The sequence below is a fragment of the Bacillus bingmayongensis genome (genome assembly GCF_000299035.1).
In the GTDB taxonomy this organism is placed as follows: Bacteria; Bacillota; Bacilli; order Bacillales; family Bacillaceae_G; genus Bacillus_A; species Bacillus_A bingmayongensis.
Map to the genome: position 1 here is coordinate 22332 of NZ_JH921519.1, position 17004 is coordinate 39335.

Annotated in this window: 16 protein-coding genes and 2 pseudogenes; 4 read left to right on the top strand and 14 right to left on the bottom strand. The window is 36.0% G+C overall.

Annotated features, from left to right (window positions below):
- Positions 1 to 352: 352 nt before the first annotated feature.
- Positions 353 to 886, bottom strand: coding sequence for a hypothetical protein (locus Y7E_RS0121185; protein WP_017153251.1), 534 nt, complete (start codon positions 884 to 886; stop codon positions 353 to 355).
- 142 nt (positions 887 to 1028) lie between these two features.
- On the opposite strand from Y7E_RS0121185, the gene Y7E_RS0121190 reads away from it, so the two are divergent.
- A complete protein-coding gene (locus Y7E_RS0121190) occupies positions 1029 to 1682 on the top strand; it encodes a phosphatase PAP2 family protein (protein ID WP_017153252.1) in 654 nt (217 codons plus the stop codon).
- A 67-nt stretch (positions 1683 to 1749) separates the two neighbouring features.
- Here Y7E_RS0121190 and Y7E_RS0121195 read toward each other — a convergent pair whose 3' ends face one another.
- The 10 genes and pseudogenes from Y7E_RS0121195 to Y7E_RS0121240 form a co-directional block, all read right to left on the bottom strand.
- Positions 1750 to 2763 (bottom strand): PTS sugar transporter subunit IIC, encoded by a 1014-nt coding sequence (locus tag Y7E_RS0121195; RefSeq protein WP_017153253.1) that lies wholly within the window; start codon positions 2761 to 2763, stop codon positions 1750 to 1752.
- 20 nt (positions 2764 to 2783) lie between these two features.
- Positions 2784 to 3734, bottom strand: a complete 951-nt coding sequence (locus Y7E_RS0121200; RefSeq protein WP_017153254.1) for an L-lactate dehydrogenase — start codon at positions 3732 to 3734, stop codon at positions 2784 to 2786.
- Positions 3735 to 3989: 255 nt separating this feature from the next.
- Positions 3990 to 4238: a spore coat protein gene (locus Y7E_RS0121205; RefSeq protein ID WP_017153255.1), complete on the bottom strand. Its 249-nt coding sequence runs from the start codon at positions 4236 to 4238 to the stop codon at positions 3990 to 3992.
- A 13-nt stretch (positions 4239 to 4251) separates the two neighbouring features.
- Positions 4252 to 4437, bottom strand: coding sequence for a hypothetical protein (locus Y7E_RS0121210; RefSeq protein WP_006096499.1), 186 nt, complete (start codon positions 4435 to 4437; stop codon positions 4252 to 4254).
- A 743-nt stretch (positions 4438 to 5180) separates the two neighbouring features.
- Positions 5181 to 5585, bottom strand: a pseudogene (locus tag Y7E_RS35085) (hypothetical protein); the annotation flags it as partial.
- Positions 5586 to 5828: 243 nt separating this feature from the next.
- Positions 5829 to 6788 (bottom strand): IS3 family transposase, encoded by a 960-nt coding sequence (locus tag Y7E_RS32035; RefSeq protein ID WP_237741413.1) that lies wholly within the window; start codon positions 6786 to 6788, stop codon positions 5829 to 5831.
- 101 nt (positions 6789 to 6889) lie between these two features.
- Positions 6890 to 7177: pseudogene (locus Y7E_RS34545) on the bottom strand (helix-turn-helix domain-containing protein); the annotation flags it as partial.
- An 82-nt stretch (positions 7178 to 7259) separates the two neighbouring features.
- Positions 7260 to 9044, bottom strand: a complete 1785-nt coding sequence (locus tag Y7E_RS0121230) for an acyl-CoA dehydrogenase family protein (protein ID WP_017153258.1) — start codon at positions 9042 to 9044, stop codon at positions 7260 to 7262.
- Positions 9045 to 9189: 145 nt separating this feature from the next.
- A complete protein-coding gene (locus Y7E_RS0121235; protein ID WP_017153259.1) occupies positions 9190 to 10365 on the bottom strand; it encodes an acetyl-CoA C-acetyltransferase in 1176 nt (391 codons plus the stop codon).
- 21 nt (positions 10366 to 10386) lie between these two features.
- Entirely contained in the window at positions 10387 to 12768 is a 2382-nt protein-coding gene (locus Y7E_RS0121240) for a 3-hydroxyacyl-CoA dehydrogenase/enoyl-CoA hydratase family protein (protein WP_017153260.1), read from the bottom strand.
- 237 nt (positions 12769 to 13005) lie between these two features.
- On the opposite strand from Y7E_RS0121240, the gene Y7E_RS32040 reads away from it, so the two are divergent.
- A complete protein-coding gene (locus Y7E_RS32040) occupies positions 13006 to 13152 on the top strand; it encodes a YuzL family protein (protein ID WP_017153261.1) in 147 nt (48 codons plus the stop codon).
- Between the two features lie 104 nt (positions 13153 to 13256).
- Complete coding sequence (locus tag Y7E_RS0121250) at positions 13257 to 14096, top strand: D-alanyl-D-alanine carboxypeptidase family protein (protein WP_017153262.1); 840 nt, start codon at positions 13257 to 13259, stop codon at positions 14094 to 14096.
- A 24-nt stretch (positions 14097 to 14120) separates the two neighbouring features.
- On the opposite strand, the gene Y7E_RS0121255 is transcribed toward Y7E_RS0121250, so the two are convergent.
- Complete coding sequence (locus Y7E_RS0121255) at positions 14121 to 15038, bottom strand: proline dehydrogenase family protein (protein ID WP_017153263.1); 918 nt, start codon at positions 15036 to 15038, stop codon at positions 14121 to 14123.
- Between the two features lie 482 nt (positions 15039 to 15520).
- Between Y7E_RS0121255 and Y7E_RS0121260 the strand changes: the two genes are divergently transcribed.
- Positions 15521 to 16048: a GNAT family N-acetyltransferase gene (locus Y7E_RS0121260; protein ID WP_017153264.1), complete on the top strand. Its 528-nt coding sequence runs from the start codon at positions 15521 to 15523 to the stop codon at positions 16046 to 16048.
- A gap of 182 nt (positions 16049 to 16230) precedes the next feature.
- Here the strand turns inward: Y7E_RS0121260 and Y7E_RS0121265 are convergent, their stop codons facing one another.
- Positions 16231 to 16620 carry a hypothetical protein gene (locus Y7E_RS0121265; protein WP_026049295.1) on the bottom strand — a complete coding sequence of 130 codons (390 nt, stop codon included), beginning with the start codon at positions 16618 to 16620 and terminating at the stop codon, positions 16231 to 16233.
- Positions 16621 to 16738: 118 nt separating this feature from the next.
- Positions 16739 to 17002 carry a DUF4176 domain-containing protein gene (locus Y7E_RS0121270; protein WP_017153266.1) on the bottom strand — a complete coding sequence of 88 codons (264 nt, stop codon included), beginning with the start codon at positions 17000 to 17002 and terminating at the stop codon, positions 16739 to 16741.
- Positions 17003 to 17004 lie beyond the last annotated feature (2 nt).

Below are 17004 nucleotides of genomic sequence, written 5' to 3' on the forward strand. Positions count from 1 at the left end.
TACTTTTTTACTAACCTTTACCTTTATCATATAGAAAACATTTTATTATTTCAAACGATTCTTCTCCAAACTTTAACTTATTTCGTGACAACTTTCTTTAATCCTGCAAATTTTTCTTATTTTTCCGGTATTTAAGAAGATTTCATATACAAAAAAAATAAATATAAAAATCCGCCTCTTCATTTATTACGTATAATTTAGACCGAACATATATATTAAACAAACGTTTATTTGATTTAATAATGACCTAAACAACCCTTAAAATATGCATTCATTTACATCGAACATACATCTTAAACAAACGTTTATTTAATACAAAAATAAACAATGAGAAGCCTAAACTATAGGCTCCTCACTGTCTACTCAAATAATCCGCAATCGTTTGAAACACGTATACATACATATTATGAATACTTTGCTCTGAAATCGTATCATTGTATAAACCAGTGCCCCAAAACTGCCCTTCACTGCTACCCATATTTACAAAACCTTGTGTATACATCATTTCTTCATCTCTCGGTGTATTATTATAATCTAAATCTTTTTTAGTAAAAATTAAATATGATTTATCCTTTAAACCGATAAAAAACACTGGCTTTTTTAACCCTAAAAATAGATCTGTATATTTTTCTTTTGATGCCTCTTCAAAATGTTCTTTCATAACGAGAAATCCGTCGACTTTATCAGATTTCTCCTTCATTTCATCTAATTTCACCTGTACAAACTTTATATTTCTAAACGTATCCTTTGGTGCCTCGCCGACAACTCCAATTACTAGTGCTCTCCCGCTATACTCTAAAGCAGATGGCACAGCCTTATTCTTTTCACACCCAGCTCCCACGAGGCATAACAATATAAGAAAACAAAAACTTAGTGAACGCTTCATCCCTATCCCTCCATTTTCAAAGTCAAGTGACAAAAATGTAAGGTTAATTCAAGAAAATGTAAGTAAAATCGATAGCCCATTTTGATTTTCTATATTATAATCAATTGGATTTACTTACATTACTAAAACATAGGTGATACTCATGAAAAAATATAAACTTTCATCTTTTCTTCCATTAAGTTATATACTTCTACTCGTACTCGTAAGCCCCCTTTACGATGTACTGAATAAATCTGGCGTTCATGCCGTCGATGTAACGACTATGATTGATGATTGGATTCCATTTGTGAAGGCATTTATTATTCCTTATTTACTTTGGTTTCCATACTTATACGGTGCACTCATTTACTACTGCTTTAAAGATCGCAAACAGTACTATGTAACATTAAGCAGCGTTATCCTCGGAAAACTTGCTTGTTTTTCAATTTATTACTTTTGGCAAACAACGGTCCCTAGACCTACAGTTGTAGGCACAGACGTGTTCTCCGACTTAGTGCGCTATATTTATAGTATTGATCAGCCTGTAAACTGTTTCCCTAGCATCCACGTCCTAACAACATTTGTGATTATGTTAGCGGCTTATAAACGAAGAGAACAGCACAAATTAGAATATTTCATTCTTACTTTCTTTGGAACACTTATTATTTTATCGACACTGTTTACAAAGCAGCACGCTTTCTTAGATGCCGTTTCAGGTATGGCAGTCGCTAGCACACTATACTTCGGCGTACAATTATTACTAGTAAATAAAAAAGAAACTGTTACAATTCCAGTAAGACAAACTTATAAAATGTAACTAAAAAAGCAGACTGTGGCTTCTTCAGTCTGCTTTTATCTATATAAATGAGATTTTGGGTTGTGACTTAAGATTGTGGCACAGTCATATCACCAGAATGAATACGGCCTGCTTTTCGTAATACTATGTAAAGAATATATGAAACAGCTACTGGGATTACGATATAAGTGATAACCATCGCTGGTACGACACCGAATCCTTGGCTGGAAATTAAATTAATTGGTGCAATAAGAGAACTTAATCCAAGACCCGCCATTTCTTTACCTGCTTCTAGTTGGAAGATCAGTGCAGATACGGGACCCACAATGGCGCTGGCAACGACAGTTGGGACGAGAATCATTGGATTTTTAGTAATGTTCGGCAATTGTACTTTCGGAGTACAAAGTGCCTGCGCTAAAATACCACCTAAATTGTTTTCTTTTGCAGAGATAACAGAGAATCCGATAAATTGAGCGACGCATCCTGCAAGTGCCGCACCTCCTGCAACACCATCTAGGCTAAGTGCAATTGCTAAAGCTGCTGATGACGCTGGAGAGATAAGTAATAGTCCCCAAACAACCGCAAGTACGATAGAAGCAATGAATGGACTACCAGCTGAACTATCTTTAATAAATGCGCCAACTGCATTTAAGACAGGACTAATATTTTGAGATAACCAAATACCGACTATACCAGAACCTAATATTGCTGCAAATGGAACGAGCATCATATCTAAAGCAGTTTTTCCGCTTAATCGTTTACCAATATAAACTGCTAAAGTTGCTGTTAATAACGCACCAATCGGTTCACCAGTTTTTATGATTAGACCAGCTTCAGTAATCGAAATGGATCCTGCTCCAATCGCCCCGGCAACCATCGCTGAGAAAATGACAAGTCCGTTTGCTCCAAGCATAAAAGCAATTCCTGCTCCAATTGCTGGTGCCATAAGTGATTTCGCGACAACTCCGATTGTAATTAACATCGGAATATCAACAATTCTTCCTATATTTTCGATAAGTAAACCAATTCCAAGGGATACGAAAATACCTTGTGCAATTCCGGCAGAACCTTTAAAGACACGAGACATTATATATTCCTTCATATGTTTCACCTTCTCCTATTTTAGTAACCGATTGTTTTCATGTAGTCACGTAAAATATCATTCGATTTTGCAAATCGGCTTTCTTCATTTTCTGTTAAGTTTAGTTCTACAACTTCTTTCACACCATCTCTTGTAATAACGCCTGGTACACCTGTACAAATATCATACTCACCATATTCACCATCTAAAATTGCTGAAACAGCTATTACACGATGATCATCATTAAAGATAGAGCGTGCAATATAAGCAAGTGAGTTACCAATACCGTAATAAGTAGTTCCTTTACGTTTATAAATTTCCCAACCAGCTTTTGCGGTTTTTTCTACAATGTCATCTAAAACAATTTCACCGAAACGTTCCTTTTGCTCTTCTAAAATTTGCAAGATTGGTTTCCCGCCGACTGTAACATGAGACCAAGCTACCATTTGTGAATCACCATGCTCACCTAATGAATAACCGTCAACGCTACGAGGATCAACTTCTAGCATTTCAGATAAAATAGTTCTTAATCGAGAAGAATCTAATGATGTTCCAGTACCAATCACGCGATTTCGTGGCAATCCAGATAACTTCCAAACTTGATAAGTAATAATATCAACTGGGTTTGATGCAAGTAAGAAGATGCCATCAAATCCACTTTCCATTACACCTTCTACAACATTTTCCATAATCTTCGCGCTTGCTCCTAAAGTATCCAAACGACTTTGTCCTGGTTTTGGAGCTGGACCTGCTGTAATAATTACAATGTCCATATCTTTACAGTCTTCATAATCGCCTGCATATACTTTTGTTCTTGTATTTGTAAAGTTAATGCAGTGCGATAAATCCATCGCTTCTCCAACTGCACGCTCATGATTTATATCAATTAATGCCAACTCTTCGCAGATACCTTGATTCACAATTGAATACGCACAGCTTGATCCTACTAATCCAGTACCAATAATTGCTATTTTTCTTGTGTTTTTATTCATAAGAATCTCTCCTATGTAATCATGTAATGTTTTATTTGTTCTTTATACTCTTCATTATAGAGATTCTCACCATAGAAACCATGGATACTTCGTGAAATATTGAGCAAAGTTTATGTATATTTTGTGAAACACTCTACTCTGTTTTCGTCATATTTGTTACAACTGGAAAAATATTTCATACATATTTATTGACATATACAAATGCGCAAAAAAGCGAGTGAATCGTCATCCGAGATTCACTCGCTTTTTTATTCATTACTGTGCGCTTAATTGACTTTTCGTTTGCTGAACAACCGATGGATTTGCAGGAGCCGCTGGTTTATAATATCCTTTTTGCAATGCATATTTGTATACATTACGTTGTCTCATTTCATCCTGATTTCGAATGTGGATCAGCGTTTGATGTAACTGTTCATTATTCGACTCTGCTATGTAATTCGCATAGCTAGTCAAACTAGCATTTAATTCCGATAAATAATCGTTAACCATATCTTTTTCATTCATACCCGATACCCTCCTAGCCTAAAAAGGACATTAATTGTTGTTTTGTATTTCTTGCAGCTTGTGCATCTTGTTGTAGCATTTGTTTCAATTGAGGATCTGTACACTGCTGCGCATACTGATCTAGTTTATTCGCAACTGTCGCATGCCCCCCAATAAGATGACGTAAATTTTCAAGCTCAAGCTCAGTTAAGTTTGGCATAATAAAAACCTTCCTTTCTTTGGTCATTCATCATTTAGTATTTATTTGTTTTTGGAATGTATACAGTAAAAATGCTCTCTACATGAAAATGTTGAAATGAAATTTCAGGAGTTCTTTTTTATGTATCTATAATTTTAGCTATGAGTGTTGCAAAAGCATGGTATGATGCGAGTTATTTTATAAGAAGTTTTAAATAATTAAATTATAGTAATAGAAAAAGAAAGCAATCTTTTTTATTACTAACAAAAAGACTGCTTTCTTTTTACAATTAATTAGCTATAATTGATGGTTTGCTCTATAAGAAAACTAACTCAATCATTCTAGTATTAATTAGACATATAACCTACATTTTATATATCCTCATATAACAAAAAAGCTTATCCTTTTTAAGGAATAAGCTTTTTACGATTTATATAAATTTTAAGTAAAATTAAAATTTAAGACCATACCCAAACATCTTCTGTATTTAACTTTTCAATAGAAGCATCAACAGAACTATTTGACCATTCATGTCCTATAAACATCCCCTTCACTCTAACTTGATCTCCTACTTTTACATCCGGAACTTTTGTTGCCTGAAAATAGATTGTTCCTGTATCCACTTCAGAACGCCCAGAGTTTAATGCCTCAGATTTTACTACTACATAATCCTTACCAACTTCAATAATCTCGGCTTCAAATACACTTGTTCCTTCGTCTAATACGCTCTCTACTTTTTTTGTATTTGCTACATCAGTAGTGTATTTAGAAAGTGTAAATTTAGACGTAAAGCTCATTTTCTTTACATATGAAGAATTCACTCCTGCCTGAAATTGAACCGAAATCTCCCCATCTTTTTGTGCTTTAAAGACACGACCATACGGTGAATTAGCATTATATGTACCAATTACTTGATTGTCTGCATCATACACCGTGTAAGAAATAGGAAATCCTGAATTATATACGAATACAGTAAGTTCTTCTCCCTTTTTCAGGTTAAAAGATTCTTTTTGAGAAACTTCATAAGAACTTAATGAATAAGATTTTGTAACATCTTTTACTTCCATATTTAAAGTAGCTGCACTTGCCTTTGTTGCTTCTAATCCTGGTAAGTTCGTTCCAGTAAGTACTACAAATCCTAATGCTCCAGCTAAAATAAGTTTTTTCATTGACTAAATTCCTCCTCTATTCTTTTTACTTTAAAAGGTATTATTTCTAATTTAATACCTGTAATCATTATAGTTACAATAATAATGATTATCAATTAAAAAATGTATGCAATTTTGCATACATACAAATCTTATATAATATCAGTCTTTTTCTTACCCTGTCCTGCACCCATAAGCTACTATATCAACTCAAAAAACCAGCAGTCATGATTTGAAGTGAACCCAAAAAGTTAGACAAATATTCTAAGCAGCTAATAAGGATTGGATTCTGTATTCCACAGGGCTCAATCCTTTTAGTTTTGTCTTAATACGTTTGTGATTGTAATAGTAAATATATTTTTCTAATTCCAAAGTAAAATGTTCCATACTTTCAAACTCTTGTAGATAAAGTAATTCAGATTTTAATAAGCCAAAGAAATTTTCAATGACTGCGTTATCTAAACAGTTTCCTTTACGGGACATACTTTGCGTAATTTGATGTTCTTTAAGTAAGTGCTGGTATTGAGTCATTTGATATTGCCACCCTTGATCCGAATGGAGTATAGGGGAATCACTTTCGTTTAAACGCTCAAACGCTTGATCTAACATCTTTGTAACGAGTGGAAATACAGGTCGTGTTTCTATATTATAAGCAATGATTTCACCATTAAAGAGATCTAAAACTGGAGATAAATAGAGCTTCTTCCCGAATAAATGGAATTCTGTCACATCCGTAACCCATTTCTCATTAGGCTTAGAAGCCTTAAAATCACGCTGAAGAACATTTGGAGAAATTCTTCCAACATTTCCACGATAAGAACGATACTTCTTCATGCGGACAAGACATTTTAAACCTAGCTCAACCATTAATCGACGTACCGTTTTATGATTGATTGAGTAACTTCGATTTTTTAATTCTAACGTGATGCGTCGATACCCATATCTTCCTTTATGTTCATCGAAAATCTGTTTAATGATTTCTTTTACTTCTTTGTATTTGTCAGGGCGAGTAAATTGTTTCACCCAGTAGTAATACGTACTACGCGCAATCTCAGCTATTTTCACTAAGTGACTTACCTTAAAAACATGCCTTAATTCATAAATTACTTGCGCTTTTTGACGTTCTGAGATTTTCTCTCCTCTTGAACTAAGGCGTTCAACTTTTTTAAATATGCATTTTCCATACGTAAACGCTCTATTTCCGCTAATAATGCTTCTTGTGATCCTTCTACTGGCTGTTCTTTCTTTGTTTCTTTTTTCATCGTTGGACGCCCCCGTTTTTTTGAATAAAGGGCGTCAATACCTTGTTTTTCTAGAGTTTTTTTCCACTGTAAAATAGTCGATGGATCCGGAATATTATATATTACAGCTGTTTCTAAAAGAGACGTCCCTGTTTCATTCATAAAGTTAAGTACGTCCATTTTAAATTGTACAGAGTAATTTGTATACCTAGATCTCAAACCTTCTATTCCATATTTTTTATAGAGACCTACCCATTTCATAATAGATTTATGATGCGTACCTATTCGATTGCCTATGGCTCTATAAGATTCTTTCCCTTCAAGATAGTCCTGAATAGCTTCTAATTTAACTTCTAATGAAAACTTTGCCATAAAAAAACTACACCTCCAATTGTTAATTGTGTCTAACAATTGGGGTGCAGTTCAATTATAAGACTGCTGGTTTTTTTAATGATTAAACTGTATAACGCTCATCTTCTAAAATTTTCGCAGCAATTTCACGTTTCTTCGGAATTACGTTAAGCGGCGTATGACGAGTGAATTTGCGAAGCGCTGATAACATCATGCGCAGCATATCACCATTTTCAACTGCAATAATTGTTTCTTTCGCATCTGCTTCGATTTGATTGAACGCTTCTTGGCAGAATACTTCAGTGTATAATACTTTTTGTTTATTCTTTTCAAGACCAGTTGCTTTGATTGCTTTTTCTGTACGAAGAACAGCAGATTCCATTGCATATAAGTTGCTTACGATATCTGCAATGTTAACAAGAACTTCTTGTTCTTTATCTAATGCTTTACCGTATTTTTGAACAGCTAATCCAGCTACCATTAAACCGATTTTCTTCGCGTTATTTACTAAATATTTTTGAAGTGCTAATGACTCATCACCTACTTCTTCTGGCATCATCATCATTAACTCTTCTTGTAATTTTTGTGCTTTTTGCAGAAGTGGTAATTCACCTTTCATCGCTTTACGTAAGAACGTACCCGGGACGATTAAACGGTTAATTTCGTTCGTTCCTTCGAAAATACGGTTAATACGAGAGTCGCGATACATTCTTTCAATCTCATACTCTGCCATAAATCCGTAACCACCATGGATTTGAACACCTTCGTCTACTACGTAGTCTAATACTTCAGAACCAAATACTTTATTTAAAGAGCACTCAATTGCGTATTCAGCGATAGAAGCTGCTACAGCTTTACCATCTTTTACTTCTTCTTCAGTTAATGTGCTCATACGGCTTTCAAATAAACCTACTGTACGATATACAGAACTTTCTGCTGCATATGTTTTCGCTGCCATATTTGCAAGTTTTTCTTGAATTAATGGGAAGCGAGAGATTGGTTGTTTAAACTGTTGACGTTGGTTTGCATATTGCGCTGAAATTTCTACTGCACGTTTCGCAGACCCAACTGTACCAACACCCAATTTATAACGACCGATATTTAAAATGTTGAAAGCAATGACATGTCCTTTACCAATTTCACCAAGTACATTTTCTTTCGGCACTAATGCATCTTCTAAAATTAACGTACGAGTTGAAGAACATTTAATACCCATTTTCTTTTCTTCAGAGCTTGTAGATACGCCTGGATATTCTTTTTCTACGATAAATGCTGAGAAGTGCTCACCATCTACTTTTGCGTATACGATGAATACATCAGCGAACGCTGAGTTTGTAATCCATTGTTTTTCTCCGTTTAACACGTAATGTGTCCCTTCTGCATTTAAGCGTGCTGTTGTTTTCGCGCCTAATGCATCCGATCCAGAACCCGGCTCAGTTAATGCGTATGCAGCTAATTTTTCACCTGTTGCTAGTAGCGGTAAATATTGTTTCTTTTGCTCTTCGTTACCGAATAATACGATTGGTAAAGATCCGATACCAACGTGAGCACCGTGTGTAATTGCAAATCCACCAGCACGAGCGAATTTCTCTGCGATTAACGCTGAGCTTACTTTATCAAGTCCAATTCCGCCGTACTCTTCTGGTACGTCAGCTCCTAATAAACCAAGTTCACCAGCTTCTTTTAATAAGCGAACAGAGCGGTCAAACTCATGTTGCTCTAAATACTCAAGCTCTGGTAGAACTTCATTTATGATAAAGTCCTCTGTCGTTTTCGCTATCATTTTATGCTCATCGCTATAATCTTCCGGTGTAAATACTTGATCAATCGTAATCTCATCAACTAAAAAGCTACCGCCTTTAACTGCATTTCCCACTGTTTTTTCCATGAAAATTTCCTCCTTCATATTTTCATAAGCCGCTTCTCTCATTTCAAGAGAAGCTGGCTCTTCCTTTATTTTTACATCCTTTAATTGCTTCCACTCTTTATTTATCTAGCCCCGATAGCTAGAACGTTCGGTTGTTTCCACTTTTTTATAGTAGCTCAAACACCCCAGCTGCTCCCATTCCGCCGCCGATACACATTGTTACAATGCCGAATTGTTCGTTGCGTCGTTTCATCTCATGAATAAGAGATAATGTTAATTTTGCTCCTGTACAGCCAAGTGGATGTCCAAGTGCGATTGCACCGCCGTTTACATTTACCTTTTCTTCATCTAAGCCAAGCTCACGAATAACTTGGATCGATTGAGATGCGAATGCTTCATTTAACTCAAATAAGCCGATATCAGATAGCTCTAATCCTGCTAATCTTAAAGCTTTTGGAATCGCTGCGATTGGCCCAATCCCCATTACTTCCGGCGGTACACCAGCTACTGCAAATGAACGAAATTTCGCAAGTGGCTTCATGCCATCGCTCACTGCTTTTTCACGATCCATCAGAAGTACGGACGCTGCACCATCACTCATTTGTGAAGAGTTACCAGCAGTTACAGAACCGCGAACGTTAAATGCTGGACGTAATCTTCCTAAGATATCGAGTGTCGTATCTGCTCTTACTCCTTCATCTTGTGAGAAGACGATTGTTTCTTCTTGAATTTTATTATTCGCTGCAACAGTACGTAGCGTTACATCAACAGGTACTGTTTCGTCAGCAAATTTCCCTTCCGCTAATGCCTTTGCTGCACGCTGATGGCTTCTTACCGCAAACGCATCTTGCTCTTCGCGAGAAATTCCATATTTCACAGCAACCTGCTCTGCTGTGTGGCCCATGCCCATATAATATTCTGGAGCCGCTTCTACAAGTCGGCTATTTGGACGAACGACGTGCCCCATCATTGGAACTAAACTCATCGATTCAGCTCCGCCAGATAATACAGCTTCAGAGTGACCAAGCATAATGCGCTCTGCACCGTAAGCGATACTTTGTAAGCCTGAAGAACAGTAACGGTTAATTGTAATAGCTGGAACATCATAAGAAAGTCCTGCTAGTCCGCCGATATTACGCGCCATATTTAAGCCTTGTTCTGCTTCTGGCATCGCACAACCAAAAATTAAATCATCAATTGGTCCTTCATAGTTATTTGCACGCTTTAACGTTTCTTTTACTACTAATGCCCCTAAATCATCAGGACGAACTGTTTTTAATGAACCTCTCTTTGCTTTACCAATTGGCGTTCTTGCTCCCGCAACAATGACAGCTTCTCTCATGAACGATATCTCCCCTCGTTATTAGTTACGTAATGGCTTTCCTTTTACAAGCATGTGCTGCATTCTTGCTTGTGATTTCATCTCACTTACTAAACTGATAAATGCTTCACGTTCCACATCTAATAAATACTGCTCATCAACTTCTGTTCCGTACGGTACTTTTCCGCCGGCAATGACATATGCGAGCTTTTTCGCAATGTGTAAGTCGTATTCGGAAATGTAACCAGATAGATGCATTGCTTCAGCTCCAAGTAAAAGTGTTGCATACCCTGTCTCACCAACAACCGGTACCTTTTTACGAACCGGTGCTTTGTAACCCGCTTCATATAAAGCAAGTGCTTTTTGTTTTGCATCATATAATAAGTGATCACCATTCACACTAATACCATCTTTATCGCCTAAGAAGTTGCGAGAAACAGCCTCTTGTGCTGATGTAGATACTTTTGCCATTGCAACTGATTCGAACACTTTATTTGCAACCTTTTGCAGGTCAAATTCTACACCGTTTGCCATTTTGTTTAAGTGTTTAATGTATAGCTCTTTGTTACCGCCACCGCCAGGGATTAAACCAACACCAACTTCTACTAATCCCATATACGTTTCGCTAGAAGCTTGAATGCTAGCTGCTGGTAAGCAAACTTCTGTACCGCCGCCAAGCGTCATACCATATGGCGCTGCAACGACTGGCTTAGAACTGTACTTAATTTTCATCATTGCATCTTGGAAGTTTTTCACGACCCACTCAATTTCAAAGTAGTTATCATCTTGTGCTTCCATTAAAATCATCGCAAGGTTTGCACCAACGCAGAAGTTCTTCGATTGGTTTCCGATAACAAGTCCTTTATAATTCTTTTCCACTTCGTCAACAGCGTAATTAATCATTTGCGTAATGTCCATACCGATTGCATTGCTCTTTGAATGGAATTCTAAACAAAGGATGCCATCGCCTAAATCGATTAAGCTTGCTCCGCTGTTTTTCTTTAATACACCATTTTTCTCTTTTAATTGTTTAAGCGAAATCGCCTTTTTATTACGTTCGATCAGTTTATATTCACCGTTATCGTAGTAATAGCTTTCGCCATTATCATGTTTATAGAAAGAACCAAAACCTTTCTCTAACATGTCTTTCACCCATACCGGAACAACTTGGCCGTTCTCTTCCATCTTTTGAACGGATTTTTCTACGCCAATTGCATCCCAAATTTCAAACGGCCCTTGCTCCCAGCCAAATCCCCATTTCATCGCTTGGTCAATTGCGACAATATCATCTGCAATTTCTTTATGAAGCTTCGCTGAGTATAAAAGCGTCGGTGTGATAATATTCCATAACAGCTCTCCTGCACGATCCTTCGCGTATACAAGCGCTTTCAATTTGTTCGCTAATCCTTTTTCTTGTTTGCTTAACTCTACAGAAGCAGCTTTTAATTTTTTACGAGCTCCATACTCCATTGTTTCAGGATTTAGCTCTAAAATTTCTTTTCCTTGTTTTAAGAAGAAACCTTGACCAGTTTTACTTCCAAGCCATTTTTTATCGAGCATGTCATGCATGAAAGCTGGTACTTTAAATACATCGCGTTCCTCTTCCTGTACATTTTCATATACATTGTTCGCAACATGAACGAATGTATCTAAACCAACAACATCTAACGTGCGGAACGTTGCACTCTTCGGACGACCAATTAATGGTCCTGTTACAGAATCAACTTCCCCAACGCTATAGCCGCGCTTAATCATTTCTTGCAATGTTACAAGTAAGCCGTACGTACCGATGCGGTTTCCAATAAAGTTTGGTGTATCTTTCGCGATAACAACGCCTTTTCCAAGAACGTCTTCGCCAAATAATTTCATAAAGTTTAACACTTGTGGATCTGTTTCTTTTGTCGGTATAATCTCTAGAAGTTTTAAATAACGTGGTGGGTTAAAAAAGTGCGTTCCTAAGAAGTGTTCTTTGAAGTCATCTGAACGACCTTCTGCCATTTTTTCAACGGAAATACCTGATGTATTTGAGCTCACAATCGAGCCAGGTTTACGAACAGCATCTACTTTTTCAAATAGTTTCTTTTTAATATCTAAGTTTTCAACAACAACCTCAATAATCCAATCTACATCAGCAAGACGCTCAATGTCGTCTTCTAAATTCCCTGCTTCAATCAGCGCTAAGTTATCTTTCACCGTAAGAGGAGCTGGCTTTTGCTTTACTAATTTTTGTAGTGCCCCGTTACTAAAACGATTTCTCACACTTTTATGTTCTAATGTAAGTCCCTTCGCTTCCTCTTCTTTTGTAAGCGCCTGAGGTACAATATCAAGCAGTAATGTTGGTATACCGATATTGGCTAAATGTGCAGCAATCCCTGAGCCCATTACGCCAGAACCGAGAACAGCAGCCTTTTTAATTTGGAACATCCATTTCTCCCCCTATTCTTGAATGAATGCTCATTCAATTTTTCGACATACGTCGCAATCAATGAGTGAGCCTCTACTAATAAATATATGCTACTGTTTAAATTTTCGCAATATATTTATTTATAAAATTTTCTGAAATAAATTATTTTCTTTTGTTTGGGTACTCTATAATTGTGTATTTTCTTGATAAAATACGCTTTTTCCTTTTTAGAATTTGACAAAAATGGAGGAATATATATGGGAAGACTTAAGAAAGACCCTTCAAATGCGGGTATTAGTGCTGCAAGTGTAACAGGAAATGCAGGACCGGTGGATCGCGGAATCGAAAAAGGTCGTCAAGGTAACAACCAACAGTACAAAAAGCACAACATGGGTGAAAAATAACGCTATATTTTTGGGCAGAGAACGTGGCATAATGAGTATTGGGCTGCTTTTCTGCCCAATTTATTTTGTATATACATAATGCGAAACAAAAGAGGGACTACATAATGAAACGAACAATAGTCATGATTGTAATGATTGCCACACTTTTTACAAGTATGATCTTCTTCTCCTATGCACAGCGGCAAAAAGACGTGCGAGATGATCAACCTGCTATTACAGGGAAATACGGCATTACAATTGATGCCGACACTGGCGAAATTCTATATGGAAAACGGGAACAAGAGCGTTCTTACCCAGCTAGTGTAGCAAAAATGATGACCACTCTTCTTTTACTAGAGAATGTGAAAAAAGACGAAGAAATTACAATTACAGAAAATGCGATAAAAACGGAGAGTCAAAGTAAGAAAATTAAACTTCGCGCGGGTGAAAAATTAAAAAGGGATGAAGCATTGAAACTCATGCTCATCATCAGTGCCGATCCAATCTCTGAATCCATTGCAGAGCATATCGCGGGATCAAAAGAAGAATTTGTAAAAATGATGAATGCGAGAGCAAAAGAACTTGGGACAAAACATGCCACTTTTAAAAACGCGAGCGGAGCTGATGCACTCGGCAATAAAGTCTCACCTTATGACATTGCAATCATTACGAAAGAAGCTTTAAAATTCCCAATAGTGCTTGATTATATGAATACAACCCGCACAACATTACATACTTCTGAAAGAACAAAAAAACTCGCAAACTATGGCCGCGAAGAACTTTACGATGATCCATATGCGATTGGTAGTAAAAGTGGTTTATCTGCTTTAGGAAAATATACTGTCGTAACAGTCGATGAGAAAGACGGAAAACGCATTATTAACGTTGTCTTCTATTCTAGTCGCACTCAGTTATACCCGGATACAAAAAAGATGGCACATTACGCATTTAAGCAATTAAAATAACCAAGGAGTATTTAGACTCCTTGGTTATTTTTTGATCATTCCTTTTAAAACGAACGCAACGTTTGCTGGACGTTCTGCTAAGCGGCGCATGAAATAACCATACCAGTCATTTCCATATGGTACATAAACACGCATTTTGTATCCTTCTTTTACAAGCTCAAGTTGACGTTCTGTACGAATACCATATAGCATTTGGAATTCAAATTGATCACGTGAAATATTATGTTCCTCAGCAAGTTTCTTCGTATATTCAATAATTGCTTCATCATGTGAAGCAATTGCAGTATAATTTCCATTTAATAAGTGCATTTTAATAATCTTTTTATAATTGTCATCTACATCTTTCTTGTCTGGGAACGCCACTTCTTCAGGTTCTTTATAAGCCCCTTTTACAAGACGTAAATTCGGACTATATGCATTTAAATCCTCAATGTCTTTTTCTGTACGATATAGGTAAGCTTGAATAACAGTACCGATATTATCGAATTCAGATTTTAATTGCTTAAAGATCTCAATTGTTTTCCCGCAGCGCGTGTAATCTTCCATATCGATGGTAACAAACACACCATTTTCTTTTGCAGCCTCTAAAATGCGGCGCATATTATTCATTACGATGTCATCTGAGATGTCTAATCCCATAGAAGTCATTTTTAAAGAAAGCTGTGAATCAAGTTTTTCGCGTCCAATTGCACGGATTGCTTCAATCGATTGGCTTGCCATTTCATTTGCTTCTGCTTCATTGTCGACGAACTCACCTAAATAATCGATTGTCACACAAAGTCCTTGCTGATTTAATTGTTTAATAGCTGCAGCAGCTAAATCAATTGTCTCCCCTGCGACAAAGCGCCCTGCACCAAAGCGTAAACCGTACTTCTTAGCCAGTTTTGTTAGCGCTTTATTTTTTGACAAGAAAAGAAACGAATTGCGCATTAATTGTTCCATGTAATTCACCCCTATGACTGTACTTTATCTGTTTTTTACCCCTCTTCAAAATTATATCATTGTTTAAAATTATTTGATACAAATAATTATTTAGATAATTTATAAAATACTATAAAAATGTTTAAAAGCCTATAATGTCGCTTTTAAATATTCATAAAAATTTTTCGACATTTAAAAAGAAACTAGAAAAACAAGTGAATAACTAGCCTAAAATAAAAATTCGACAACACTCGTCATACCTCTTACTTCTCCCTATAAATTATACAAAGATATTAATGTGACTGAAGATGAATACAAATATAACATCATGAGTGTACTTAATTCCCTCCTATAAAAATCGAGTGGAAAAGGTGGGAGAAGATTTCTGTTGAAATAAGCATAGAAAGTGTAAAAACATAGGATCCTAGTTTCACTTTAAGGTATTATCCTGTACAGCATATACAATTTTGTCGGGGCGAAAAATAATAATTGGAGTGTGAAAAATGACAAAAAGAATAAATGCGCAACAAGTTCGGATTAAACCTTGGAACGATGCCAATCTTACTTTACTTCGTCTTATGAATACACCTGAGATGTTAGAATACCTAGGAGGTCCCGAAACCGAAGAACAACTCCTCGCTCGTCACGAACGGTACCTTAGGATTAGTAGACTTGGGACCGGACGTATGTTTAGCATCGTCCTACTCCCGCAACTCGAAATTGTTGGTAGCATTGGCTATTGGGACAACTACTGGCAAGAAGAGACCGTGTATGAAATTGGATGGAGTGTCCTACCAGCATTTCAAGGTAGAGGAATCGCAACAAACGCCATTGAACAAGCTATCGCTCATGCTAGACTGGAACAAAAGCACAGATTCATGCATGCCTTTCCTTCCATCCGTAATCCTGCTTCAAACGCTATTTGCCAAAAACTCGATTTCTTATTTATTAGTGAATGTGATTTTGAATATCCGCCAGGGAGTATCATGCAATGCAATGATTGGCGTTTAGAGATAGCTCCGACACCATAAAGCAATTCCTTTATAGATAGTTATTTTGTCGCGATAAAAGAAAATTTACATGTTGTTGGCTAATTTAGTGGAATAGCGATAATCAATTTAAAGCTTGGGGATTATTTTTCCTCAGGCTTTTTTGCTAGAGAATTACAAAATAAAAAAGCATCTAACTTAAGATGCTTTTTTATTTCAAAAGACTACTTTTCTTTTTCCCATGATATTCGAAATTCCCCACCATGTTCTTCCGTTTTAATTTTAACCTTATATGTATCATCTTTAGATACTTTAATATTTTTTTGGTCTTTTCCATTATTAAACTCTAATATTGTATTATCATTTGAATCCACAACATCAGCAGTTATAGTTCCTTGTTTAGTTGTATCATCAAAAGAAAATACCCAATTTTCACCTTTTTTCACTTTCATATCTTGAGTTGCTGAACCAGAGAATTTTTTATATTTACCAGATACACTATCTGAAGAACCATGTACTTTTCCGCCAACAATTGTACCCTCCCTAGTAAAACAACCACTAAGAACTACTAAACATAGAACAAACAAAATTGCATTTTTAATGATTTTCAACATAATTACTCCTTTTATTCACAATAAAATTTTCACCATTAAAGCTTATAAAAATAACTATAATAAAAAATATATCCTAGTGAATATAAATTTTTAATATTATAGTTATAAATTCAAATTATTATTTTAAATCTTCACGTAACTTAATTTCATCTTCATTTATGTAACCAGTAAAAATAACTTCTGATATGTGTTCATGATTGAAAAACATATTATATTCACTTGAAATATTTCCAATAGGATAATAACAAGCTACATAATCCCAAGTTTCCTTAGTTTTTGAATCTTCTTGTTTTCTACCATATATCATCAAAGGTTGTTCCCATGTTTTAAATTTCACAACTGAACCGATGGGAAGTAATGTATCTTTCTCTGTTTTTTCCATTA